This is a genomic window from Microbispora sp. H10885 (assembly GCF_014161415.1).
Classification (GTDB): Bacteria; Actinomycetota; Actinomycetes; order Streptosporangiales; family Streptosporangiaceae; genus Microbispora; species Microbispora triticiradicis.
In genome coordinates, this window is the sequence record NZ_JABBWY010000006.1 from 490,246 (window position 1) to 513,818 (window position 23,573).

The window sequence follows — 23,573 nt, forward strand, 5'->3', positions numbered from 1 at the left end:
CCCGTGCCCGACGAGACGACCGGCCCGGACCGGGACCGGGACCGGCCAGGAGGCCTGCGGCCGGAGCGGCCACCGGGCCCGCTCGCCCGGCGCAGGCAGCGTGACCTGGGCACGCGCCCGTTCCCGCTGCTGACGCCGGAGGAGTGGCGTGAGCCCGGCGGCGCGCTGCGGCGGATGTACGAGAGCGCGGAGGCCCGGGCGATGGAGACCGCCGACTGGTACCTGGACGACCGGGTACGCATGCGGCTGGCCTCGCAGGTCCTGCGCGGGCTGGCCATCCTGCTGGCGGCGGCCGGAGGCCTGCAGCCCCTCGCGGCCGCGGCGGGAGGGACGGCAGGCGCGCAGCTCGGCGGCGGCAACCTCGCGTGGGGATACGTCCTGCTGGCCGGCGCTGGCGTCTGCGTCGCCCTCGACCGCATCCTCGGCCTGTCGTCGCGGTGGATGCGCGACATCATGACCGCGCAGAAGATCCAGCAGCGGCTGGTGGACTTCCAGTTCGACTGGGCCGACCTCAACGCCCGGGACGCCGTGGGTCAGGAGCCGGTCCCGGTGCACGACTACCTCGCGCTGCTGCGGGCGTTCCTCTCCGACCTCTCCTCGATCACCCAGGAGGAGACCTCCGAGTGGGTGAACGAGTTCCAGAGCGCGGTGGCCCAGCTCACCAACCACTCCGGCGACCGCTGAGCCGGCTCTCGCGGATATTCCTGAGCGGGACCCCGATTGGTAACCTCACGGGGTGGCAGGGTTCGGTGAGGCAGGGGCGACGGGCGCCTCCGCCCTGCGTCCCCGCGGCGCGGCCCGATGAGGGCCGGGAGCCCGCCGGGGTCCACGGGGCCACAGGGTCCGCCGACACCGAGGGGCGGCCGGACCCAGGAGGAGATCCGCCGCAGCAACCTCGGCGCCCTGCTGCGGCACGTCCACCTGAACGGCCCGGTCTCCCGCTCCGCGCTCGCCGGCCGGATGGGCCTGAACCGCAGCACGATCATGGCGCTGACCGCCGAGCTCACCGCCGCGGGCCTGGTCCGCGAGGAACTCCCCGCCGACACCCGCCGGGCGGGCCGGCCGTCGCTCGTGGTCCGGCCCGAGTCGGGCCGGGTGTACGTCCTGGCCTTCGACGTCCGGGTGGACCGGCTGGTCGCCGCCAGGGTGGGGCTCGGCGGCGTCATCCTCGACCGCAGGGAGGCGGTCAGGCGGCGACAGGCCGACGCCGATCTCGACGACGTCGTCGGCGTGCTGGCGGAGTTCGGCCGGGAACTGCGGCGCGAGGCCGATCCGGGCTCGGTGTGCGCCGGTGTAGGCGCGGCCTACTGCGGCATGATCCGGCCCGCCGACGGCACCGTCCGGTACGGGCCCTACATGGGCTGGGTCGACCAGGCGTTCGGCGACGAGCTCGCGGCCGGGCTCGGGCTGCCGGTCGCGGTGGGCAACGAGGCCCATCTGGGCGCGCTGGCCGAGCACGAGCGCGGGGCCGGCGTGGGCTTCGACAACCTCGTCTACCTGCACGGCGACGTCGGGGTGGGCGGCGGGATCATCGTCGGCGGCAGGCTGCTCGGCGGCGACGGCGGCTACGGCTGCGAGCTGGGGCACATGGTGGTCAACCCGTACGACGGGCGGCCCTGCATGTGCGGCTCGCGCGGCTGCCTGGAGGCGGAGGTCGGCGAGCACGCCCTGATCGACGCCGCCGGCCGGTCCGGCGAGCTCACCGGCCGCGAGGGGGTGCGGGCCGTCGTGGCGGCGGCCGGGCGCGGCGACGAAGCGGCCGCGGAGGCGCTGGAACGGATCGGCGACTGGCTGGGCATCGGGGTGGCCAACCTGATCAACCTCTTCAACCCCGGCCTGGTGATCTTCGGGGGCATGCTCCGGGACGTCTACCCCGGCTCGGCGGAGCACGTCCGCCGCCGGGTCGAGGCCAACGTGCTGCTCATCTCGCGGGAGCGGGTGCGGCTGCGCGTCTCGGCGCTCGGGGACGACGCGACGCTGATCGGCGCCGCCGAGCTGGCGTTCTCCTCCCTCATGGCCAGTCCGCTGGAGGCGCTCGCCCACCTGCGCTGACGCCGGGCCGGACACCAGGTGCGGCGGCGGACCGCGACCCGCACCCGCGCGCATGCCTGGTCGTCTCACTCCTCGGCGGACCGTGCGGCGTCGAGGGCTTCGCGTGCCTCGTCGGCGCGGAGACGGGCCGAGCGGGCGGTGCGTTCCGCGCCCGCCTCCTCGCGCCGGGCGGCGTCGAGCCGGTGGGAGGCGGCCTCCAGCTTGTCCTTCGCCCTCGCGAGCTTCGCCGTCAGCGTCTCCACCTTCTCCGCGCGCCGTCCGTGCTCGCGCGCGGCGTCGGCGTGCTCGGCCGCCCGGTCGGCGCGGCTCCGCTCCGCCTCGGCCGCCGCCTGCTCGGCCTCGGCGAGCGCGCGTTCGAGGTCCTTGGCCCGTCGCTCGCGTTCCGCCTCCCCGCGCCGCCGTTCCGCCTCCAGAGGCTTCCTCTCCACCTCCCGGCTCTCGCCCGCGCGGCCGGCCCTCCCGGCCGGGCGTACGGGGGCCGGGGTGAAGCCGCTGTAGCTGAGGGGGCGGGTCAGCCTGCCCCGGCGCACCTGCTCGGCCGCGTCCTCGTCCACCACGGCGGCGTCGAGGGTCTGCTCGATCTCCATGTCGGCCCCCGAACCCAGCGGATGCCCAGCCGCCTCGGCGTTCTCCCGTACGGACCGGACGGTGCGGGCGATGAGCGGGGTGCGTTCGCGGCCCGCCTCCGCGAGCGCCTCGGCGTCCTGGGCGCGCCACGCCTCGCGCAGCCGCCGCCCCAGGTCGAGCAGCGGATCGAGCAGCCCCTCCCGCCGGGCTGCCTGGTTGACCGCCCAGGCGACGACGGCCGGCCTGCGCAGCGCCTTGATCTGCTTGGCCAGCGCGGCGTCACCGGAGGCCTTCGTCTCCTTCGCCAGGGCGTCCCGGGCCGTGGTGAACTCCCCGGGCACCATGCCGTAGAGCCGGTCCGCCGCCTCGTCGAGGTCCACAGACCACGTGTACCTCAGTTCCCCCCGGCGTTCAAAGGTGTCGCCTCCGGTGTGAGGCGCCCGGCCGGGTCCGGACGCCTCACACCGGGACTGTCAGTACGGCCAGCCGGGGACGTTCAGCCGGACGCGGTAGAGGCCGAAGTTGCCGGTGTTCCCGCCGCGGGAGGGCGTGCCCGAGGTGATGTACAGCGTCTGGCCGTCGGGGCCGCCGAAGGCGACGTTGGTGGTGTTCTGCCCGGCGGAGATGGTGCCGAGCTGCACGCCGGACGGCGCGTACACGTGGACCTTGCCGTCGTTGAAGGAGGCCTGGTACAGGTTGCCGGCGCAGTCGATGGTCACGCCGTCCGAACCGTTCAGGGACGCGAAGTCGGAGCGGGCGCCGACGCTGCCGTCGGAGTTGACGGGCCACTTGTAGATCTTGCCCGTGCCGTTGCCGCCGACGTAGAGCGTCTTGCCGTCAGGGGAGAGCGCGACGCCGTTCGGCTCCCGGATGGTGTCGTCGATCAGCGAGACGACGTTGTTCTTGACCCGGTACACGCCGGTGCGGCCGGACATCTGGTCGGCCCGGTTGGCGCGCTGGAAGTCGGGGTCGGTGAAGTAGACGGTGCCGTCCGGGCCGACGGTGAGGTCGTTGGGCGAGTTGAAGGCCCGGCCCTGGTAGGAGTTGGCGACCACCCCCCGACTCCGGTCGGGCAGGTGGAAGGAGGAGACGCTGCGCTGGTCGTGGGTCGCCGCCAGCAGGGTGCCGCCGTCCCGGGTGAGGGCGAGGCCGTTGCTGCCGGAGTTGGGGATGAAGGTCGTGAAGGTGTTCGGCTCGGTGAACCGCAGCACGTCCGCGGGCTGGACGTTCTCCGACCCGGTGCCGTCACGCATGAGCGACAGCAGCAGGGTCTGGGTGGCGGAGTCCCAGACCGGGCCTTCCAGGAAGTTGAACCCGTCCCGGATCTTGGTGGCGGTCACCGACGACGACGGCAGCGGGTTGGGGTAGGTCGCGCCCGGCGTGCACGGTCCGACGCCGGGGCGCGGCGTGCCCGTGGGGGTGACGCTCGGCGTCGGCGAAGGCGTCGGCGTCGGGCTCGGTGAAGGCGTCGGTGTCGGCGAAGGCGTGGGGGTGGCCGAGGGCGTGACGGTGGGCGTGACCGTGGGCGTGGGGGTCGGGCTGAGGGTCACGGGCCCGCTGCACATGAAGCCGTTGAGCCAGAAGGTGGTGGGGATCGGGTTGCCGCCGGTGATGCTCGCGGTGAACCCCATTCCGCTCGCCGTGCCGTTGGTGGGGATGGAGCCGTTGTAGGCCAGACTGGTGGCGCTCACGCGCGCGCCGGACTGCGTCCAGGTGGCGTTCCAGCCGGACGTGATCCGCTGCCCGGAGTCGGGGAAGTCGAACTCCAGCTTCCAGTTGCTAACCGGGTCGCCGAGGTTGGTGACGGCCACGTCGCCCTGGAAGCCCCCGCCCCACTGGCTGACGATCTTGTAGGTCACCTTGCATCCGGCGGCGGCCGCGGCCGGCGTCGTCACCGTCGCGACTCCACCGGCGACGAGCGCGGCGGCCAGCCCGGTGGCCGCGACGGTGGCGAGACTTCGTCTCATAGGGAAGTCCTTTCGGGAACGGCGACGGGCGGCTGCCGCCCGCGTGTCAGAGTGCCGTCCCGAAATTAAGCGACTGAGCAGGCGGTCGCGATCGGCCGCCCGGTGCGGCGTTCGCCCTGTGAGACGAGGTGTGGTTGTCTTTGTCGCGGCGGCCGGTCACGCGCGGCACCGGCGGCCCCCTCAGCCTGCGCGAACGCGACCGCCTTCGCACCGGGCGAGCCGATCGGCGGCCGGAAGGCGCCCAGGCCACGGCGCTGAAACGTTCAGCCCGCGCCGGGCGCGCCGGGACGTGCGCCGGCGCGGCCCGAGCGGTCCGGCGAGGTGCCCGGAAGCGGCTGATCCGCCACACGGCCGGCGACGGCGGCGACCGTCCTGGTCCGGTGCCCTGAGCAACACCGGACCAGGAGGACCACCCGTGAGGACGTCAGCTCGGGGATGCCGCCGCCATCACGCCCACGGCGATCCGCCCCTCCATCACACCGGGGTCCTCGGTATGGGTGAGCGACGCGCCGAGGGAGCTCAGCAGTCTGCGCAGGCGCATGTTGTCGAAGAGCAGGGTGACCCGCACCTCGGCGAAGCCGAGGTCCCGCGCCTGGGTGAGGAGCATGCGGGCGAGCGTGCCGCCGAGGCCTCTCCCCTGCCAGCGGTCCTCCACCAGCAGTGCGATCTCCGCGATGCCCGGGTCCGCGGTGAACAGCAGGCTGGCGAGGGCCACCACCTGACCGTCGTGACCGGCGACGAGCGACTGCCCGCGGGCACGGTCGCACAGCCGGTCGAGCATGCGCGGCGGCAGGTTGGGGTTGGAGGTGAAGTAGCGGAACCTGCGTGTCTCGGGCGAGCAGCGTTCGTGCAGGTCGCGCAGTGCCTCGCGGTACAACGGGGTCAACGGCTTGACCTGCACCTCCGCGCCGTCGGCGAGCCGCACCGGCCCCTCGGCCGCGGACGGCTCGGCCGGCGGCTGCGCCAGCCTCACCATCGCGGCGGCGCGGGCCGCCTCCGTCAGGGTGAACGGGAGCCCGGCGCGGCGCAGCCGGATCGACCGGCGCGGCGCCACGGGCACCACCAGCAGCGTGGGGTCGGGAAGCTCCGGCGTCTCCCCCTCGTTCCGGTCGCCGGGACGCGCCGCGGCCGCGCCGTACACCCAGCGGGCGTCGTCGGCGCGCAGCAGCTCGCCCAGGATCTCCGGCAGGCGCCAGGGCGCCGACCGCAGCCGGGCGGCGAGCAGCAGCGTACGGGTCGGCTCGTCGGTCAGTTCGTGCGCGGTGGCGGGAACGATCCGCACGCGCCGCCCACCGGCCGCCTCCAGCGCCTCGCGTACGGCCTCGGGGGACGCCGGGATCTCCGTGACGAACTCGTCGACCGTGCCGTCCGTGTCGGGCTGCACCGAGAGGCCGAGTATGTTGCCGCCCCTGTCGGCCAAGGCCGCCGTCAGCGACGCCAGCCGTCCAGGCCGCTCGTCCACGGTCGTACGGATCCGGAAGAACCCCATCGGTGCCGCTCCCTCCGTTGCGCTGACCCTCAGCCTGCCGGAGAGCTGTTACGCGCTTGCTACACGGCGGTGAGCCGATCGTTTCCTTTTGGGATGGCACGTTACGACCATGGTTATCCGCACGACTCCTCCTGATCTGCCACGACATCCGTTGCCGAATGGCGACAAGGGAACGGATATAGCAGGATGTCCTGCATGAGCGCTCCCCTGTCTCCTGAGTTCGTGAACGGTGAGGTGTCCTTCTGGTACCGGTCGTCCGGGGTCCCGGCCCCCGGCGAGCGCCTGGACGGCAACACGCGGGCCGACGTGGCCGTGGTCGGCGCGGGCTACACCGGCCTGTGGACCGCCTACTACCTGAAGAAGGCCGACCCCTCGCTGCGAATCGTCGTGCTGGAGAAGGAGTTCGCCGGTTTCGGGGCCTCGGGACGCAACGGGGGCTGGCTGACCGGTGCGCTGGCCGGCTCTCCCGAGCGTTACGCGAAGACCCACGGCGCGGACGGCGCCCGGCGGCTGCAACGGGCGATGTTCGAGGCGATCGACGAGGTGATCCGGGTCGCCGGCGAGGAGGGCATCGACGCCGACATCGTCAAGGGCGGCCTGCTCACCGTCGCGCGCGGCCCGGCGCAGGCGCTGCGGCTGCGCGAGGAACTGGCCGGTCAGCGCGAGTGGGGCTGGGGTCCCGAGGACGTCCGGCTGCTGTCCGGCGACGAGATGAACGACCGGCTCAGGGTCGCGGACGCGCTCGCCGCGACCTGGACCCCCCACTGCGCCCGGATCCAGCCCGCCAAGCTCGCCCGCGGGCTGGCCGCGGCCGTACGGAACCTCGGCGTGGACGTCTACGAGGGAACCCCGGTGACCGCCATCGCGCCGGGCCGGGCGGTCACCCCGTACGGCACGGTGTGGGCGGACCACGTGCTGCGCTGCACCGAGGGGTTCACCGCCGGCATCGACGGCCACCACCGCGACTGGCTGCCGATGAACAGCTCCCTGATCGTCACCGATCCGCTGCCGGCGGAGGTCTGGGACGAGATCGGCTGGCGGGGCCGCGAACTGCTCGGCGACATGGCCCACTACTACATGTACGCCCAGCGGACGGCCGACGACCGGATCGCCTTCGGCGGGCGGGGCAGGCCGTACCTCTACGGATCGCGGATCGACGAGCGCGGGCACACCCATGCCTGGACCGTGGACGCCCTCTGGGACCTGCTGGTCGCGTTCTTCCCCGCCGTCGCCCGCTCGCGGGTGGCGCACGCCTGGTCGGGCGTGCTCGGCGTGCCGCGCGACTGGTGCTCGGCCGTCCACCTGGACCCGGCGACCGGCCTCGGCTGGGCCGGCGGCTACACGGGGCACGGCGTGACCACCACCAACCTCGCCGGGCGCACGCTGCGCGACCTCGTGCTGCGCCGCGACACCGGCCTGACCCGGATGCCGTGGGTGGACCGGCGGGTGCGCGCCTGGGAGCCCGAGCCGCTGCGCTGGCTCGGCGTCCACTCGATGTACCGTCTCTACCGGCTCGCCGACGCCCGCGAGAGCGGGGGCATGACCAGGACGTCCGTGCTGGCCCGGATCGCCGACAGGATCACCGGCCACTGACGACGTTCCGCCCGTACGTCTGTTCACCAGAAAGAAGGACACGACACCCGTGAGTTCCACCCTCCTCTTCCGCGGCGGCCGCGCCTTCACCCCGGACGGCTTCGCCGAGGCGGTCCTCGTCCGCGACGGAGTCATCGCCGCCGTCGGCGCCGAGGCCGACCTCGTACGGCTGGCTCCGGACGCCGAGCCGGTCGACCTCGGCGGCGGCCTGCTGACGCCGGGGTTCACCGACGCCCACATCCACCCGGTGCAGGCCGGGCTGGAGCGGGCCAAGTGCGACCTGTCCGAGGTGTACGGCCTCGACGCCTACAAAGCCGAGATAGCCGCCTATGCCGCGAAAAATCCGGAGAAGGAGTGGATCGACGGCGGCGGCTGGGACATGGCCGCCTTCCCCGGTGGTCTCCCCCACCGGTCCCAGCTCGACTTCCTCGACCGGCCGGCGTACTTCGTCCAGCGCGACCACCACGCGGCGTGGGTCAACACGCGGGCCCTGGAGCTCGCCGGGATCACCGGCGACACCCCCGACCCCGCCGACGGCCGCATCGAGCGCGACCCCGACGGGACGCCGAGCGGCGTGCTGCACGAGGGCGCGATGGACCTCGTCGGCCTGCTCACCCCCCGCCCGACCCCGGCCGACGTCGACGCCGCCCTGATGGACGCGCAGGCCCACCTGTTCTCCCTCGGCATCACCGGCTGGCAGGACGCCATCGTCGGCTCGTACGCGGGGTCGGACGACCAGTTGCCCGCCTACCTGTCCGCGGCCTCCTCCGGGCGGCTCAGGGCGCGGGTGGTCGGCGCCCTGTGGTGGGACCGCACCCGCGGGGCCGAGCAGATTCCCGGCCTGGTCGAGCGGCGGGCCATGGCCGAGGGCCTGGACCGGTTCCGGGCGACCTCCGTGAAGATCATGCAGGACGGCATCCCGGAGAACTTCACCGCCGCCGTCATCGAGCCCTACTGCCGCTGCGGCGGAACCGGCCTTTCGTACGTCGACCCCGCCCTGCTCGGCGGGTACGTCAAGGAACTGGACGCCCAGGGCTTCCAGGTGCACTTCCACGCCATCGGCGAGCGTGCCGTACGCGAGGCGCTCGACGCGCTGACCGGGACCGACCCCGGCAACCGCCACCACATCGCGCACGTGCAGATCATCACGCCGCAGGACGTGCCGCGCTTCGCCGAACTCGGTGTGACGGCCAACCTCCAGCCGCTGTGGGCGACCCACCACCTGCAGATGGACGAGCTATGCATCCCCTACCTGGGCGAGGAGCGGGCGTCCTGGCAGTACCCCTTCGCCGACCTCGTACGGCACGGCACCCGCCTCGCCGGGGGCTCCGACTGGCCCGTCTCCTCGGCCGACCCGCTGGCGGCGATGCACGTGGCGGTCAACCGGACCGAACCCGGCGGCTCGGTCCACGCGACGTACCCCACCGCGCAGACGCCGTTCCTGCCGGAGCAGAGCCTCGACCTGAGGACGGTCATGACCGCCTACACCGAGGGATCGGCCTGGATCAACCGCTCCCCCGCCGGTGTGATCGAGGCGGGCCGCCCGGCCGACCTCGTCGTCCTCGACCGCGACCCCTTCGCCCTCGACCGGAAGGACATCTGGACTGCCAAGGTCGTCATGACCTTCCTCGACGGCGAACAGGTGCACGGCTGAAGTACGGTCACGGTGGCATGCGATAACCCGCGTCGAGCCTGGGACTGGCGGCGTTGAAATACCCGTTCTCGACGATGTGGGCGGCGAACGCCGCGAATTCGTCCGGGGTTCCGAGCCGGCGAGGGTTGAGGAACTGTTTGACCCCCTCCGCCTTCGTGTCCTCGTCGACATAGTCGTCGACCATGGGGGTGTCGAAGCCCCCGGGGACGATGGTGTTGACGCGTATTCCACGCCCGGCGAACTCGCGGGCGGCGGGCAGGGTCATGCCCTCGACGGCGGCCTTCGTCGCGGCGTACCCGATCAGTCCGGTGGTGGCCTCATGGGCGGCGACGGAGGAGGTGTTGATGATGACGCCCCGCTCGCCGTCCTCATCGGGGTCGTTGCCCAGCATCACGGCCGCCGCATGGCTCATGACGTTGAAGGTGCCGATGAGATTGGTGCTCACGAGCCGCGTCAGCACGGTCGTGTCGCTGGGCCGCCCGGCCTCGGTGACGAGGACGACGGGGGCGAGGATGCCGGCGGTGTTGACGTTGACGTCGATCGTCCCGAACCTGTCCAGGGTGGCGGCCACGACGGCGGCGACCGCCTCGGCGTCGCCGATGTCGGCGCCGATCCCGAGGGCGTTCACGCCGAGATCGGCGGCGATCCGGGCGGCGAGCGCGCCGCGCCGGCCGACGATGACGACGTTCGCGCCCCGGGCGGAGAAATGTCGTGCGACTCCCTCACCGAGCCCGGAGGTGCCGCCGGCGACGAGGACCGTCTTCCCGCGAATGTCCATGATCTCCTCCGGAGCAGGCCGGTGGCATGTTTCACGGCTGCGCGCCGTCTCGGGTGTCCCCCACATTCTGTGCGGAGCCGGGGACATCGGATATGCGTGCGACGGTCTTCTTGGGTCGACCCCCGGGAAGCGGTTCCTTCCTCGACGGAAAGATCCTGGCGGGAACGCGAAAGCCCGGAGCCGTGGAAGGCTCCGGGCCTGCTCAGGTAGCCGGGACCGCTCTCGCGGCCCCGGACACCCGGCTACTTCTCCGTCGTCCGCGGATCGGTGATCCCCGGCGACGCCGTCCGGGCGAACTCGGCGGTCAGTAGATCGGGCGGGAGGAGGAGCGCAGCCGCTCCAGCGCCTCGGCGAGGATCTGCGCGCCGTCCTTGTCGCTGCGGCGCTCCTTCACGTACGCGAGGTGCGTCTTGTAGGGCTCGTTGCGCGGCGGAGCCGGAGGGTTCGACTGGTCCTGCCCGGCCGGCAGCCCGCACCGCGGGCAGTCCCAGAACTCGGGGACGGCCGCGTCGCTGGCGAAGCTCGGGCGCGTCTCGTGCATGTTGGCGCACCAGAACGGGACCCGCACACGGGGGGCGGCCTCGCCGCGTTCGGCCTCTCCCATGGGGCCGGCGCCGACTCGGCTGCCACGGATCGCGTTGCCACTACCCACCGATGAACTCCTTGCTCGATCGCCCCGCGGACGGGGGGAGGTGAATCTCTGTCACGCGTGGCCGGAGACCGTCGCTACGGCTTGAGCAGCAGGCCCAGCGCGATGATGCAGACGAACCAGACGGCGCCCGTGATGATGGTCAGGCGGTCGAGGTTGCGCTCGACCACCGACGATCCGCCGAAGGACGACGAGAAGCCGCCGCCGAACAGGTCGGACAGGCCGCCGCCCTTGCCCTTGTGAAGCAGCACGAGCAGCACCATCAAGGAGCTCGCCAGGATGAGGGCGATGGAGATTCCGATTATCACCGTAGACCTGTTCCTATATCCGGGCGTGCACGACGCGAGTGCACGGCGTCATCAACGTGCGGATGCACGACGCCATCAGCGTGACGATTCATTTGTGTCCTTCGAGGGTACGACTTGTTGTCAAGTCGCACCCCCCGAACGGCACAGCTAGCCGGAGACTTCGCCGAAACGGCAGATCTTGACGTACTCCCCCGCATCGAGGCTGGCCCCTCCGACGAGGGCGCCGTCGATGTCGGCTTCCGCCATGATCCCGGCGACGTTGTCCGACTTCACCGAGCCACCGTAAAGGATACGGACAGCCGCGGCCACATCGTCACCGTACAGCTCGGCGAGTCGCGTCCTGATGGCGCCGCACACCTCCTGGGCGTCCTTCGGGGTGGCGACCTCGCCGGTGCCGATCGCCCAGACCGGCTCGTACGCGACCACGATCGACTTCACCTGGTCGGCGGGCACACCGTCGAGCGCGCCGTCGAGCTGCGCCAGCGTGTGCTCGACCTGGCGGCCCTCCTGGCGCACCGGCAGCCCCTCGCCCACGCACAGGATGGGCGTCAGCGAGTGCCGGTAGGCGGCCTTGACCTTGGCGTTGCACAGCGCGTCGTCCTCGCCGTGGTACTGCCGCCGCTCCGAGTGGCCCACGAGGACGTAGGCGCAGCCGAGCTTGCCCAGCATCGCCCCGGAGATCTCCCCGGTGTACGCCCCGGAGTCCTGCGCGGACAGGTCCTGCGCGCCGTAGGCGATGCGCAGCTTGTCGGCGTCCACCAGCGTCTGCACGCTGCGCAGGTCGGTGAACGGCGGGATGACCGCCACCTCCGCCCTGTCGTGGTCGCGGTCGTTCAGCGAGAACGCCAGCTTCTGCACCAGGTTGATGGCCTCGAGGTGGTTGAGGTTCATCTTCCAGTTGCCGGCGAAAAGCGGCTTGCGCGCCATCTACTCCTCCAGCGCCGCGAGTCCGGGCAGCGTCTTGCCCTCGAGGTACTCGAGGCTGGCGCCGCCACCGGTGGAAATGTGCGAGAAGCCGTCCTCGGGCAGCCCGAGCCTGCGTACGGCCGCGGCCGAGTCGCCGCCGCCGACCACGGTGAACGCCTCCGACGCCACGAGCGCCTCGGCCACCGCGCGGGTGCCGCCGGAGAACGCGTCGAACTCGAACACGCCCATCGGGCCGTTCCAGAACACGGTCCGCGCGTCGGCCAGCTTGGCGGCGAACAGCTCACGGGTGCGCGGGCCGATGTCGAGGCCCTCGCGGTCGGCCGGGATCGCCGTGGCCTCCACGACGTCGTGCGGGGCGTCGGCCCCGAACTCGGTCGCGGCCAGCACGTCGACCGGCAGCACCAGCTCGACCCCGCGGGAGGCCGCCTCGTCGAGGAAGCCCTTCACCTGGTCGATCTGGTCTTCCTGCAGCAGCGACTTGCCCACCTCGTGGCCCTGGGCCTTGAGGAAGGTGTAGGCCATGCCGCCGCCGATGAGCAGGCGGTCCACCTTGGCCAGCAGGTTGGCGATCACGCCGAGCTTGTCGGAGACCTTCGCGCCGCCCAGGACGACGACGTACGGCCTGGCCGGGTCCTCGGTGAGCCTGCGCAGCACGTCGACCTCGGCGAGGACCAGGTCGCCCGCCGCGTGCGGCAGCCGCTTGGGCAGGTCGTAGACGCTGGCGTGCTTGCGGTGCACGGCACCGAAGCCGTCGCCGACGTAGACGTCGGCGAGGGCGGCCAGCCGCTCCGCGAACTCACCCCTGACCGCGTCGTCCTTGGACTCCTCGCCCGGCTCGAAGCGCAGGTTCTCCAGCAGGGCGACCTGCCCGTCCTGGAGGCCGGCGACCACGCTCTGGGCCGACTCGCCGACCGTGTCGGCGGCGAACGCCACGTCCTCGCCGAGCAGTTCGGCCAGCCGCCGAGAGACCGGGGCGAGCGAGTACTTCGGCGTGACGGAGCCCTTGGGCCGGCCGAGGTGCGCCGCGACGACGACCTTCGCGCCGCGCTCCAGGAGCTTCCTGATCGTCGGCACCGACGCGCGGATGCGGCCGTCGTCGGTGATCGTCTCCCCGTCGAGGGGGACGTTGAGGTCGGCGCGCACGAACACGCGCCGGCCCTTCACGTCGAGCTCGTCGATTCCGATCATCAGAGGGAGGCGCCCACGTACTCGATGAGGTCGGCGAGGCGGTTGGAGTAACCCCACTCGTTGTCGTACCAGCCGACGACCTTGACCTGGTTGCCGATGACCTTGGTGAGGCCGGCGTCGAAGATGCAGGACGACGGGTCGGTGACGATGTCGCTGGAGACGATCTCGTCCTCGGTGTAGCTGAGGTAGCCCTTGAGCGGGCCCTCGGCGGCGGCCTTCAGCGCGGCGTTGACCTCTTCGACGGAGGTCTCGCGGCCGACCTCGACGGTCAGGTCGGTGGCCGAGCCCGTCGGGATCGGCACACGCAGCGCGTAGCCGTCGAGCTTGCCCTTGAGCTCGGGCAGGACCAGGCCGATGGCCTTGGCGGCGCCGGTGGAGGTCGGGACGATGTTCAGCGCGGCGGCGCGGGCGCGGCGCAGGTCCTTGTGCGGGCCGTCCTGCAGGTTCTGGTCCTGCGTGTAGGCGTGGACGGTGGTCATCAGACCCTTCTCGATACCGAAGGTGTCGTTGATGACCTTGGCCATCGGGGCCAGGCAGTTGGTGGTGCAGGAGGCGTTCGAGATGATCGTGTGCGCGGCCGCGTCGTACTTCTCGTGGTTCACGCCCATGACGATCGTCACGTCTTCGTTCTTCGCCGGAGCGGAGATGATGACCTTCTTCGCGCCGTTGTCGGCGTGCACCTTGGCCTTGGCGGCGTCGGTGAACAGGCCGGTCGACTCGACGACGACGTCGACGCCCAGGTCGCCCCAGGGCAGCTTGGCGGGGTCACGCTCGGCGAAGGCCTTGATCGCCTTGCCGTCGACGGTGATCTCGTCAGCCGAGGACTTGACCTCGTACGGCAGGCGGCCCAGGATGCTGTCGTACTTCAGCAGGTGGGCCAGCGTGGCGTTGTCGGTGAGGTCGTTGACGGCGACGACCTCGATGTCCTTGCCGCTGGCCGCCACAGCGCGCCAGAAGTTGCGGCCGATACGGCCGAAGCCGTTGACGCCTACGCGGATGCTCACGGATCCGATCTCCTCGTACGTCGTGCGCCGGTGTACCGGCGCGAGGACTGTGTTAAACCTCAATGACAGACCTTATCGGACCCAAATTGGTGTAGACCACGGGGCCGCGTTTTGGCGGCGTGTCCCCCCTTGCCAGCCGGTGAGCGGCTCCGTTCCCGCAGGCGACGGCCCGGGGAACGCTCCCGGTGAAGCGACCGGGAGCGGATCAGTGCGCGAGCATGTCCGCGGTGAGGTTGGCCTCGGTGTTGGCGATGCCGAGATCCTGGGCGCGCTTGTCGGCCATGGCGAGCAGCCGCCGGATGCGCCCGGCGATGGCGTCCTTGGTCAGCGGCGGGTCGGCGATCTGGCCCAGCTCCTCCAGGGACGCCTGCTTGTGCTCCACCCGGAGCCGGCCCGCGATCACCAGGTGCTCGGGGGCGTCCTCGCCGAGGATCTCCAGCGCGCGCTGGACCCTCGCCCCCGCCGCCACGGCGGCCCGGGCGGACCTGCGGAGGTTGGCGTCGTCGAAGTTGGCCAGGCGGTTGGCGGTGGCCCGCACCTCCCGGCGCATCCGCCGCTCCTCCCAGGCCAGCACGCTGTCGTGCGCGCCGAGCCGGGTCAGCAGCGCGCTGATCGCGTCGCCGTCGCGCACGACCACCCGGTCGACCCCGCGCACCTCACGGGCCTTGGCGTGGATCTTCAGGCGCCGGGCGGAGCCGACCAGGGCCAGCGCCGCCTCCGGCCCGGGGCAGGTCACCTCCAGCGACATCGACCGGCCCGGCTCGGTCAGCGAGCCGTGGGCGAGGAAGGCTCCCCGCCAGGCCGCCTCGGCGTCGCAGGTGGCGCCGGACACGACCTGCCGGGGCAGGCCGCGCACCGGCCGGCCGTGGTTGTCGATGAGACCGGTCTGCCGGGCGAGCGCCTCGCCGTCCTTGTAGACCCGTACGACGTAGCGTGAGCCCTTGCGCAGCCCGGCGGGGGCCAGCACGAGGACCTCGGCCTTGTGGCCGAAGACCTCCCCGATGTCCTTGATGAGCCGGCGGGCGGTGGCGTTGGTGTCGAGCTCGGCCTCGATCACGATCCGCCCGCCCACGAGGTGCAGCCCGCTGGCGAACCGCAGCAGCGTCGACACCTCCGCCTTGCGGCAGCAGGGCTTGAGCACCGGAAGGCGGCTCAGCTCGTCTTTCACCACGCCCGTCATGGCCATCTGCGCGTGTCCTCCCCCAAACAGACTCTGCCCGTCAGTCTCTCGCACCTTGGGAGCAGGCAATCACCGCTTCGCGCGGAAAATCTCGGCCAGGACAGCGGCAAGTCGTGGTCCGTCGTGCCGGGCAGATCCGTCAGACGCTGCCACATCGGCCAGAACCACCCGGGCGCCCATCGCCCCCGCGGCCTTCTCCAGCGCCCTCGCGTCGCTCACCACCGCACCGTCCGCGACCACCGCGTCGAGGAGCAGGGCGGGGGCGTGCTCCCTGAGCACCTCCAGGTGCCGTTCCGGGGAGAAACCGTCGGTCTCGCCGGCCTGTGGCGCCAGGTTGAGGATCAACAGCCGCCGGGCGCTGCTCTCGTGCAGCGCCCGGGCCAGCTCGGGCACCTTGAGGTGCGGCAGCACGCTGGTGAACCACGAACCCGGCCCGAAGACCACCCAGTCGGCGGCCTCGATGGCCTCGATCGCCTGGGGGCAGGCGGGCGGGTCGGGCGGCAGCAGCGAGATGGAGCGCACCCGGCCGGGCGTCAGCGCGCAGGCGACCTGCCCGCGCACCGTCGTGACGGCGCCGTCCAGCTCCACCTCCGCCTGGATGTCGAGCGGCACCGACGCCATCGGCAGCACCCGGCCGTGGGCGCCGAGCAGCCGGCCCACCCATTCCAGGCCGACCACGGGGTCCTCCAGGAGCTCCCACAGGGCGACGATGAGCAGGTTGCCGACGGCGTGCCCGTGCAGGTCTCCCTCGCTGCGGAAACGGTGCTGGACGACCTCGCTCCAGGTCCTGCCCCACTCGTCGTCGCCGCACAGGGCCGCGAGCGCCATCCGCAGGTCGCCGGGGGGCAGGACGCCGAGCTCGCGCCTGAGACGGCCGCTGGAGCCGCCGTCGTCGGCGACGGTCACCACGGCCGACAGATCGTCGGTGACGGTCCTGAGAGCCGACAGGGAGGCGTACAGACCGTGGCCGCCGCCGAGCGCGACGACCTTGGGTCCGTTGCTCGCGGGTGCCGCGCCGCTCCGGGGAGTGCTGCCGTACGCGGGGGAATCACGGGGGTGGTCGGGGTCGGAGGGATCGGCCGGTTCCGGGACGGGGTCCTTCATCGTCCTCCTCACCTCGTCGCGGGCACCGCCTCGCGGAGCCGCGGCGTTCGTGCTGATCGGTCACGCTCTGCGCCGAACCGAATCCGGCTCGGGCCGCATCCCGCCACCGTACGCCCTCCGCGGCGCCGCCCGCCCGCCCGATCTTCCCGGTGCCGCCGGAGCGGGCCGGCCGCTGTCACCCGGCCTTCGCGATGCCCGTCTCGGGCACGTCCCCGGCACGCCGGCGACCGGGAGGGGTCACTCGCGGCCCACGTCCCGGTGGCTGACCTGGACGTCCATGCCGCGCTCCCGGAGCCGGGCGCCGAGCTGCTCGGACATCGCCACGCTGCGGTGCTTGCCGCCGGTGCAGCCGACGGCGAGCGTGGCGTAGCTCTTGCCCTCGCGCGTGTATCCGGCGGCCACCACGCCGAAGACCTCCTCGTAGCCGTCGAGGAACTCCTTGGCGCCGGGCTGGCCGAGCACGTAGTCGCGCACGGGCGCGTCGAGGCCGTTCATCGGCCGGAGCTCCGGCACCCAGTGGGGGTTGGGCAGGAACCGGCAGTCCACCACGAGGTCGGCGTCGACCGGCAGGCCGTACTTGTAGCCGAAGGACACCACGTTCACCTTGAGCCCGGGGCGGTCCTCACCGCCGAAGAACGAGACGATCTTCTTGCGCAGCTCGTGGACGTTCAGCAGGGAAGTGTCGATGACCAGGTCGGCGTTGGCGCGGATCTCGCGGAGGATGCCGCGCTCGCGGTCGATGCCGTCGACGAGCCGCCCGTCGCCCTGCAGGGGGTGCGGACGCCGCACGTTCTCGAACCTGCGGACCAGCTCCTCGTCGCTGGCTTCGAGGAACACCACCCGGACGCCGACGCCGCGCCCGTCGAGCTCCTTGATCGCGGCGTTGAGGTCGGTGGTGAAGGCGAGGCTGCGCACGTCTACTACGGCCGCGACCCGGTCGGTGGCCATGTTCACCCGGCCCGCCTCCTCGGCGAGCGAGGACAGCAGACCCGGCGGCAGGTTGTCGATGACGAACCAGCCGAGGTCTTCCAGGGCCTTCGCAGCGGTGCTGCGCCCCGCCCCCGACATTCCCGTGATCACCACGAATGCCGGCTCAGTCGTGCTCATCGCCCGCTCACCGCCCTGCCGCCCGATGTCCAGCCCAACCTATCAACCGGCCGGACCGCGGCGCCCCGCGACGCACCCGCGACTCACCCCGGCTCCGCCCGCCCGTGCCGCACCGCCGACCCCGTGGTCGACCCCCTGCCGGGCCCCGTATCCGGCCCTGTAATCGGCTCCGTAATCGGCTCTGTAATCGGTCGCGCTCCCAGCGGCCGGGTCTCCGTCGCGATCCTCCGCCCGCTGACGGTCCCCGGCCCGCTCACGATCCCTGTCCGGCGGGCGAGGGGCCCTGTCCGGCGGGAGAGGGGCTCTGCCCGCGGAGCGCCGCGACGATGGCCTCGGCGGTCGCCGGGCCGATGCCGGGGACCTCCTGGATCTCCTCCGCGCCGGCCTCTCGCAGCCGCTTCACCGAGCCGAAGTGGCGCAGCAGTGCCTGCCGTCGCGCCGGGCCCAGGCCCGGCACCTGGTCGAGCGCGCTCTCCCGGAGCGATTTCGACCTCTTCGATCGATGGTAGGTGATGGCGAACCGGTGCGCCTCGTCGCGGACGCGCTGCAACAGGTACAGTCCCTCGCTGCTGCGCGGCAGGATCACCGGCTGGTCGTCGCCGGGCAGCCAGACCTCCTCCAGCCGCTTGGCCAGGCCGCAGACCGCGACGTCGTCGACGCCGAGTTCGTCCAGCGCCCGCCGGGCGGCCGCGGCCTGCGCCGGGCCGCCGTCCACCACGACGAGGTTGGGGGGATAGGCGAACTTGCGGGGACGGCCGGTCTCCGGGTCGATCGGCGTCCCGACGACCGGTTCGCGCGCGCCGTCGTCGAAGCCCGCGTCGAAGCCTGCGTCGGCGTCCGCCTCCACCCCGTCCGCCTCTACCCCGGCCGCCTCCGCGCCCGGGCCCGTCGGCGCGTCCCCGGCCGGCTCCGGGATCGGCCCTGTGGTCGGCCCCGGAGTCGGCCCTGGAGCCGGCTCGGTGTCCAGTTCCCCGGTCGCCACCCGCTCTTCCAGGTAGCGCTTGAACCTGCGGCAGATGACCTCGTAGATCGAGGCCACGTCGCCCTCGCCGCTCCTGATCGAGAAGCGGCGGTACTCGCTCTTGCGGACGAGGCCGTCCTCGAAGACCACCATCGAGGCGACCACGTTCTCACCCTGGATGTGCGACACGTCGTAGCACTCGATCCGCAGCGGCACCTGGTCGAGGTCGAGGGCGTCGGCGATCTCCTGGAGGGCCCGGCTGCGCGTGGTCAGGTCGCTCGCCCGGCGCAGCTTGTGCTGGGCCAGCGACTCCTTCGCGTTGCGCTCCACGGTCTCCATGAGGCTCTTCTTGTCGCCCCGCTGGGGGACGCGCAGGTCCACCCGGGAGCCCCGCTGCTCGCTCAGCAGTTCGGCCAGCGCGGCCTCGTCCGGCGGCCGGGCCGGCACGAGGATCTCGCGGGGAATCGTCGCCTCGCCGTACATCTGCAGCAGGAACTGCTCGACCAGTTCGCCGGGGGTGGTCTCCTCGACCTTGTCGACCACCCAGCCGCGCTGGCCGCGGATGCGCCCGCCGCGCACGTAGAAGACCTGGACCGCCGCCTCGAGCGGGTCCTCCGCGAGGGCGATCACGTCGCAGTCGGTGCCGTCGCCGAGCACCACCGTCTGTTTCTCCAGTGCCCGCTGCAACGCCTGGACGTCGTCGCGCAGCCGGGCGGCCCGCTCGTACTCCTCCACGGCGGCGGCGTCGCGCATCTCACGCTCAAGCCGCTTGATGAACCGCCCGGTGTTGCCGGCCATGAAGTCGCAGAAGTCCTCGGCGAGCGCGCGGTGCTCCTCGGGGGTGACCCGGCCGACGCACGGCGCGGAGCACTTGTCGATGTATCCGAGCAGGCACGGCCGCCCGATCTGCCCGGCCCGCTTGAACACGCCCGCCGAGCAGGTGCGTACGGGGAAGACCCGCAGCAGCAGGTCGACGGTCTCCCGGATGGCCCACGCGTGCGAGTAGGGGCCGAAGTAGCGGGTGCCCTTCCTCTTGGCCCCCCGAAGCACCTGCACCCGGGGGAAGTCCTCCCCCATCGTCACGGCCAGGAAGGGGTACGACTTGTCGTCGCGGTACTTGACGTTGAACCGCGGGTCGAACTCCTTGATCCAGGAGTATTCGAGCTGGAGCGCCTCGACCTCGTTGCCGACCACGGTCCAGTCCACCGAGGCCGCGGTCGTGAGCATGGTCTGCGTCCGGGGGTGCAGGCCGGCGAAGTCCGCGAAGTAGGAGTTGAGCCGCTGTCGAAGGCTCTTCGCCTTGCCCACGTAGACGACCCGGCCGTCCGGGTCACGGAAGCGATAGACGCCTGGCGATTCGGGGATCGATCCGGGCGCCGGTCGGTAGGTTGCCGGGTCCGCCACATTCCAAAGACTACTGGCCCCGACCGACATTCCCGCCGCCCCGGCGATCCCTGCGGCGTTCCGGCACGACGCCTTTACGTTGTAGATCAACAGTCTCGCGGGGTGCGTCCACCCAGGGGCGCCATGAGCCGCGGCGGCCGTCGCGATCTCGCGCGACGGCCGCCACCGGCCCGCACGCGGCTCAGGCGAGGGTGATGCTGTCGCCGCTCACCGTGATCTTCTTCTCGGCGAGGGGCTTGTTCGCCGGCGGGTTGGTCACCGACCCGTCCTTGGCGCTGAACCTGCTGCCGTGACACGGGCAGACGATCTCGTTGTTCGCGACGCTCCCGACCGGGCAGCTCTTGTGGGTGCAGGTCGCGCTGAACGCCTTGAACGTGCCGGCCTCCGGCTGGGTGACGACGACGTCCTGGTCCTTGAAGACCTTGCCGCCCCCGACCGGGATGTCGGAGGTCTTCGCGATCTCCCCGCCGCCCGCCGCGGCCTGGCCGTCCGCCGGAGCCGCCTCGGACGTGGCCGTGCTGTCGCCGCCCGAGCACGCGCTCAGGACCGCCGCCAGCCCGGCTCCTCCGGCACTGAAGATCACGGCCCGGCGTGTCGAATCCGTCATGCTTTTCCTTCCCTCGTACCGCGGCCCGGGACGGATGTCCGTCCCGGGTTCTCCCCTTGCGTGACGCGTCACCCCTGTGTGTCCAGGTACGGCCCTCACCCCGTGGCCGGTTCAGCGGGTCGTTCCAGGGGGACGTCGTCCGAGCGGAAAGAGTAGGGAGGAATCATGAGACGAACTCTCATACGCCCAGGATTTTCCTGAGGAACGCGCCGGTGTGGCTCTCCTCGACCTTCGCGACCTCCTCGGGGGTGCCGGTGGCGACGACGGTGCCGCCCCCGGAGCCGCCCTCGGGGCCCATGTCGACGATCCAGTCGGCGGTCTTGATGACGTCGAGGTTGTGCTCGATGACGATGACCGTGTTGCCCGCGTCCACGAGCCGGTTGAGCACCCCGAGCAGCCGCCGGATGTCCTCGAAGTGGAGACCGGTGGTGGGCTCGTCCAGCACGTACACGGTGCGGCCGGTCGAGCGCCGCTGCAGTTCGGAGGCGAGCTTGACCCGCTGCGCCTCACCGCCGGACAGCGTCGTGGCCGGCTGGCCCAGCCGTACGTACCCGAGCCCGACGTCGTTCAGCGTCTGCAGGTGGCGGCGGATGGCGGGGATCGCCTCGAAGAACTCCAGCGCCTCCTCGATCGGCATGTCGAGAACCTCGGAGATCGTCTTGCCCTTGTAGTGGACCTCCAGGGTCTCCCGGTTGTACCGGGCGCCGTGGCAGACCTCACAGGGGACGTAGACGTCCGGCAGGAAGTTCATCTCGATCTTGATGGTGCCGTCGCCGGAGCACGCCTCGCAGCGCCCGCCCTTGACGTTGAAGCTGAACCGGCCCTGCAGGTAACCGCGGACCTTCGCCTCGGCCGTGGCCGCGAACAGCTTGCGCACGTGGTCGAAGACGCCGGTGTACGTCGCGGGGTTGGACCTCGGCGTCCGGCCGATCGGCGACTGGTCGACGTGGACGACCTTGTCGACCAGGTCGGTGCCGGCCACCCGGGAGTGCCGTCCTGGCACGGTCTTCGCGCCGTTCAGCTCCTTGGCCAGCGCGGCGTACAGGATGTCGTTGACCAGCGTCGACTTGCCCGAGCCCGAGACGCCGGTGACCGCGGTGAACACGCCCAGCGGGAACTCGACGTCCACGCCCTTCAGGTTGTGCTCGCGGGCGCCCTTCACGACGAGCTGCCGCTTGCGGTCGCGCGGGCGCCGGATCTCCGGCATGGTGATCGCCTTGCGGCCCGACAGGTACGCCCCGGTCAGCGACTCCTCGCTGGCGAGCAGTTCCGGCACCGTGCCGGACACGACGACCTGGCCGCCGTGCTCGCCCGCGCCGGGGCCGATGTCGACCACCCAGTCGGCGGCGGCGATGGTGTCCTCGTCGTGCTCGACCACGATCAGCGTGTTGCCCATGTCGCGCAGCCGGATCAGCGTCTCCAGCAGGCGCTGGTTGTCGCGCTGGTGCAGGCCGATGGACGGCTCGTCCAGCACGTACAGCACGCCGACCAGGCCCGACCCGATCTGGGTGGCCAGCCGGATCCGCTGCGCCTCGCCGCCCGCCAGCGTGCCGGCGGCGCGGTCGAGCGTCAGGTAGTCGAGGCCCACGTCGAGCAGGAAGCCCAGCCGCGCGTTGATCTCCTTGACCACCCGCTCGGCGATGTGCATGTCACGCTCGGAGAGGCGCAGGCCGGTCAGGAACCTCGCGCACTCGGCGATCGACATCGCCGAGAGCTCGGCGATGGAGGTGTCCCCGACGGTCACGGCGAGCGAGACCGGCTTGAGGCGGCGGCCCTGGCAGGCCGGGCAGGGCACCTCGCGCATGAAGCCCTCGAACCGCTCCCGGCTGGCGTCGCTCTCCGACTCGGCGTGCCGGCGCTGCACCCAGGGGATCACGCCCTCGAAGTCGGTGTAGTAGGAGCGCTGCCTGCCGTACCGGTTGCTGTAGCGGATGTGCACCTGCTCGTCGTGGCCGTGCAGGATCGCCTTGCGCGCCTTCTTCGTCAGCCGCTCCCACGGGGTGTCAAGGTCGAAGCCCAGCGCGTTGCCGAGCGCCTCGATCAGGCGGACGAAGTAGTCGCTGGTGTGGCCGTTCGCCCACGGGCTGATCGCGCCGTCGCCGAGCGTGCGCTCGGGGTCGGGCACGAGGAGGTCGGGGTCGACCTCCATGCGGGTGCCGAGGCCGGTGCATTCGGGGCAGGCGCCGAACGGCGAGTTGAACGAGAACGACCGCGGCTCCAGCTCCTCGAACGACAGGTCGTCGTAGGGGCAGTAGAGGTGCTCGGAGTAGAAGCGCTCGCGGTTGGGGTCGTCGTCCGGGAGGTCGACGAAGTCGAGGGTGATCGTGCCGCCGGACAGCTGCAGCGCGGTCTCGACGGAGTCGGTCAGCCGGCGCCGCGCGCCCTCCTTGACCGAGAGCCGGTCGACGATGACCTCGATGTCGTGCTTCTCGTACTTCTTGAGCGTCGGCGGCTCCTCCAGCCGCACGATCGTGCCGTCCACGCGGGCCCGCGCGTATCCCTTGGTCTGCAGCTCGCGGAACAGCTCGGCGTACTCCCCCTTGCGCCCGCGCACGATCGGGGCGAGCACCTGGAACCGGGTGCCCTCCTCCAGTTCGAGCACGCGGTCGACGATCTGCTGGGGGGTCTGGCGGGCGATCGGGCGGGCGCACTGGGGACAGTGCGGCTTGCCGATGCGGGCCCACAGCAGCCGCAGGTAGTCGTAGACCTCGGTGATCGTGCCGACGGTGGAGCGGGGGTTGCGGCTGGTCGACTTCTGGTCGATGGAGACGGCCGGCGACAGGCCCTCGATGAAGTCCACGTCGGGCTTGTCCATCTGGCCCAGGAACTGCCGCGCGTAGGCGGACAGGGACTCCACGTACCGCCGCTGCCCCTCGGCGAAGATCGTGTCGAAGGCCAGGCTGGACTTGCCGGAGCCCGAGAGCCCGGTGAATACGATCAGAGCGTCTCGCGGGAGGTCGAGCGAGACGTCCTTCAGGTTGTGTTCGCGTGCGCCACGCACGATCAGGCGGTCAGCCACGGTGGTCCCGATAAG

General features: G+C 71.8%; 19 protein-coding genes. 4 read left to right on the forward strand and 15 right to left on the reverse strand.

Annotated elements, in window-relative coordinates; genetic code table 11:
- The first annotated feature begins 3 nt into the window (after nt 1–3).
- On the forward strand, nt 4–684 hold the full coding sequence (locus tag HHX37_RS18840; RefSeq protein WP_182886227.1) for an SLATT domain-containing protein: 681 nt from the start codon (nt 4–6) through the stop codon (nt 682–684).
- 117 nt (nt 685–801) lie between these two features.
- Nucleotides 802–2,052 carry an ROK family transcriptional regulator gene (locus HHX37_RS18845; protein WP_182886228.1) on the forward strand — a complete coding sequence of 417 codons (1,251 nt, stop codon included), beginning with the start codon at nt 802–804 and terminating at the stop codon, nt 2,050–2,052.
- Between the two features lie 65 nt (nt 2,053–2,117).
- On the opposite strand, the gene HHX37_RS18850 is transcribed toward HHX37_RS18845, so the two are convergent.
- The 3 genes from HHX37_RS18850 to HHX37_RS18860 form a co-directional block, all read right to left on the reverse strand.
- Complete coding sequence (locus HHX37_RS18850) at nt 2,118–2,999, reverse strand: hypothetical protein (protein ID WP_182886229.1); 882 nt, start codon at nt 2,997–2,999, stop codon at nt 2,118–2,120.
- 93 nt (nt 3,000–3,092) lie between these two features.
- A complete protein-coding gene (locus HHX37_RS18855; protein ID WP_220502950.1) occupies nt 3,093–4,586 on the reverse strand; it encodes an SMP-30/gluconolactonase/LRE family protein in 1,494 nt (497 codons plus the stop codon).
- Between the two features lie 424 nt (nt 4,587–5,010).
- Complete coding sequence (locus HHX37_RS18860; protein WP_182874474.1) at nt 5,011–6,075, reverse strand: GNAT family N-acetyltransferase; 1,065 nt, start codon at nt 6,073–6,075, stop codon at nt 5,011–5,013.
- A gap of 195 nt (nt 6,076–6,270) precedes the next feature.
- Between HHX37_RS18860 and HHX37_RS18865 the strand changes: the two genes are divergently transcribed.
- A complete protein-coding gene (locus HHX37_RS18865) occupies nt 6,271–7,668 on the forward strand; it encodes an NAD(P)/FAD-dependent oxidoreductase (RefSeq protein ID WP_182886230.1) in 1,398 nt (465 codons plus the stop codon).
- 49 nt (nt 7,669–7,717) lie between these two features.
- Entirely contained in the window at nt 7,718–9,322 is a 1,605-nt protein-coding gene (locus HHX37_RS18870) for an amidohydrolase (protein ID WP_182886231.1), read from the forward strand.
- A 7-nt stretch (nt 9,323–9,329) separates the two neighbouring features.
- Here HHX37_RS18870 and HHX37_RS18875 read toward each other — a convergent pair whose 3' ends face one another.
- From HHX37_RS18875 to uvrA, 12 genes are all read right to left on the reverse strand, one after another.
- Complete coding sequence (locus tag HHX37_RS18875) at nt 9,330–10,100, reverse strand: SDR family NAD(P)-dependent oxidoreductase (protein WP_182886232.1); 771 nt, start codon at nt 10,098–10,100, stop codon at nt 9,330–9,332.
- 304 nt (nt 10,101–10,404) lie between these two features.
- Nucleotides 10,405–10,752: an RNA polymerase-binding protein RbpA gene (locus tag HHX37_RS18880; RefSeq protein WP_111699330.1), complete on the reverse strand. Its 348-nt coding sequence runs from the start codon at nt 10,750–10,752 to the stop codon at nt 10,405–10,407.
- A gap of 74 nt (nt 10,753–10,826) precedes the next feature.
- A complete protein-coding gene (secG, locus tag HHX37_RS18885) occupies nt 10,827–11,057 on the reverse strand; it encodes a preprotein translocase subunit SecG (RefSeq protein WP_182880797.1) in 231 nt (76 codons plus the stop codon).
- 147 nt (nt 11,058–11,204) lie between these two features.
- Nucleotides 11,205–11,984, reverse strand: a complete 780-nt coding sequence (gene tpiA / locus HHX37_RS18890; protein ID WP_111699332.1) for a triose-phosphate isomerase — start codon at nt 11,982–11,984, stop codon at nt 11,205–11,207.
- On the reverse strand, nt 11,985–13,172 hold the full coding sequence (locus HHX37_RS18895; RefSeq protein WP_182874469.1) for a phosphoglycerate kinase: 1,188 nt from the start codon (nt 13,170–13,172) through the stop codon (nt 11,985–11,987).
- On the reverse strand, nt 13,172–14,176 hold the full coding sequence (gene gap, locus HHX37_RS18900) for a type I glyceraldehyde-3-phosphate dehydrogenase (RefSeq protein ID WP_138461199.1): 1,005 nt from the start codon (nt 14,174–14,176) through the stop codon (nt 13,172–13,174). Before gap ends, HHX37_RS18895 begins: the two co-directional genes overlap by 1 nt.
- A gap of 205 nt (nt 14,177–14,381) precedes the next feature.
- Nucleotides 14,382–15,362, reverse strand: a complete 981-nt coding sequence (gene whiA / locus HHX37_RS18905; protein ID WP_111699335.1) for a DNA-binding protein WhiA — start codon at nt 15,360–15,362, stop codon at nt 14,382–14,384.
- A 63-nt stretch (nt 15,363–15,425) separates the two neighbouring features.
- On the reverse strand, nt 15,426–16,460 hold the full coding sequence (yvcK, locus tag HHX37_RS18910) for a gluconeogenesis factor YvcK family protein (RefSeq protein WP_182886233.1): 1,035 nt from the start codon (nt 16,458–16,460) through the stop codon (nt 15,426–15,428).
- Nucleotides 16,461–16,697: 237 nt separating this feature from the next.
- A complete protein-coding gene (rapZ, locus tag HHX37_RS18915; RefSeq protein ID WP_111699337.1) occupies nt 16,698–17,567 on the reverse strand; it encodes an RNase adapter RapZ in 870 nt (289 codons plus the stop codon).
- A gap of 253 nt (nt 17,568–17,820) precedes the next feature.
- A complete protein-coding gene (gene uvrC, locus HHX37_RS18920; protein WP_182886271.1) occupies nt 17,821–19,962 on the reverse strand; it encodes an excinuclease ABC subunit UvrC in 2,142 nt (713 codons plus the stop codon).
- Nucleotides 19,963–20,113: 151 nt separating this feature from the next.
- A complete protein-coding gene (locus HHX37_RS18925) occupies nt 20,114–20,539 on the reverse strand; it encodes a Rieske (2Fe-2S) protein (protein ID WP_182874468.1) in 426 nt (141 codons plus the stop codon).
- Nucleotides 20,540–20,717: 178 nt separating this feature from the next.
- Nucleotides 20,718–23,558, reverse strand: coding sequence for an excinuclease ABC subunit UvrA (uvrA, locus tag HHX37_RS18930; protein WP_182874467.1), 2,841 nt, complete (start codon nt 23,556–23,558; stop codon nt 20,718–20,720).
- Between the last annotated feature and the right edge of the window lie 15 nt (nt 23,559–23,573).

Coding starts and splice junctions, on each gene's coding strand:
- HHX37_RS18845 (WP_182886228.1), top strand. CDS start 802: ATGAGGGCCGGGAGCCCGCCGGGGTCCACGGGGCCACAGGGTCCGCCG.
- HHX37_RS18855 (WP_220502950.1), bottom strand. CDS start 4,586: ATGAGACGAAGTCTCGCCACCGTCGCGGCCACCGGGCTGGCCGCCGCG.
- HHX37_RS18860 (WP_182874474.1), bottom strand. CDS start 6,075: ATGGGGTTCTTCCGGATCCGTACGACCGTGGACGAGCGGCCTGGACGG.
- HHX37_RS18865 (WP_182886230.1), top strand. CDS start 6,271: ATGAGCGCTCCCCTGTCTCCTGAGTTCGTGAACGGTGAGGTGTCCTTC.
- HHX37_RS18875 (WP_182886232.1), bottom strand. CDS start 10,100: ATGGACATTCGCGGGAAGACGGTCCTCGTCGCCGGCGGCACCTCCGGG.
- tpiA (WP_111699332.1), bottom strand. CDS start 11,984: ATGGCGCGCAAGCCGCTTTTCGCCGGCAACTGGAAGATGAACCTCAAC.
- HHX37_RS18895 (WP_182874469.1), bottom strand. CDS start 13,172: ATGATCGGAATCGACGAGCTCGACGTGAAGGGCCGGCGCGTGTTCGTG.
- whiA (WP_111699335.1), bottom strand. CDS start 15,362: ATGGCCATGACGGGCGTGGTGAAAGACGAGCTGAGCCGCCTTCCGGTG.
- yvcK (WP_182886233.1), bottom strand. CDS start 16,460: ATGAAGGACCCCGTCCCGGAACCGGCCGATCCCTCCGACCCCGACCAC.
- rapZ (WP_111699337.1), bottom strand. CDS start 17,567: ATGAGCACGACTGAGCCGGCATTCGTGGTGATCACGGGAATGTCGGGG.
- uvrC (WP_182886271.1), bottom strand. CDS start 19,962: ATGTCGGTCGGGGCCAGTAGTCTTTGGAATGTGGCGGACCCGGCAACC.
- HHX37_RS18925 (WP_182874468.1), bottom strand. CDS start 20,539: ATGACGGATTCGACACGCCGGGCCGTGATCTTCAGTGCCGGAGGAGCC.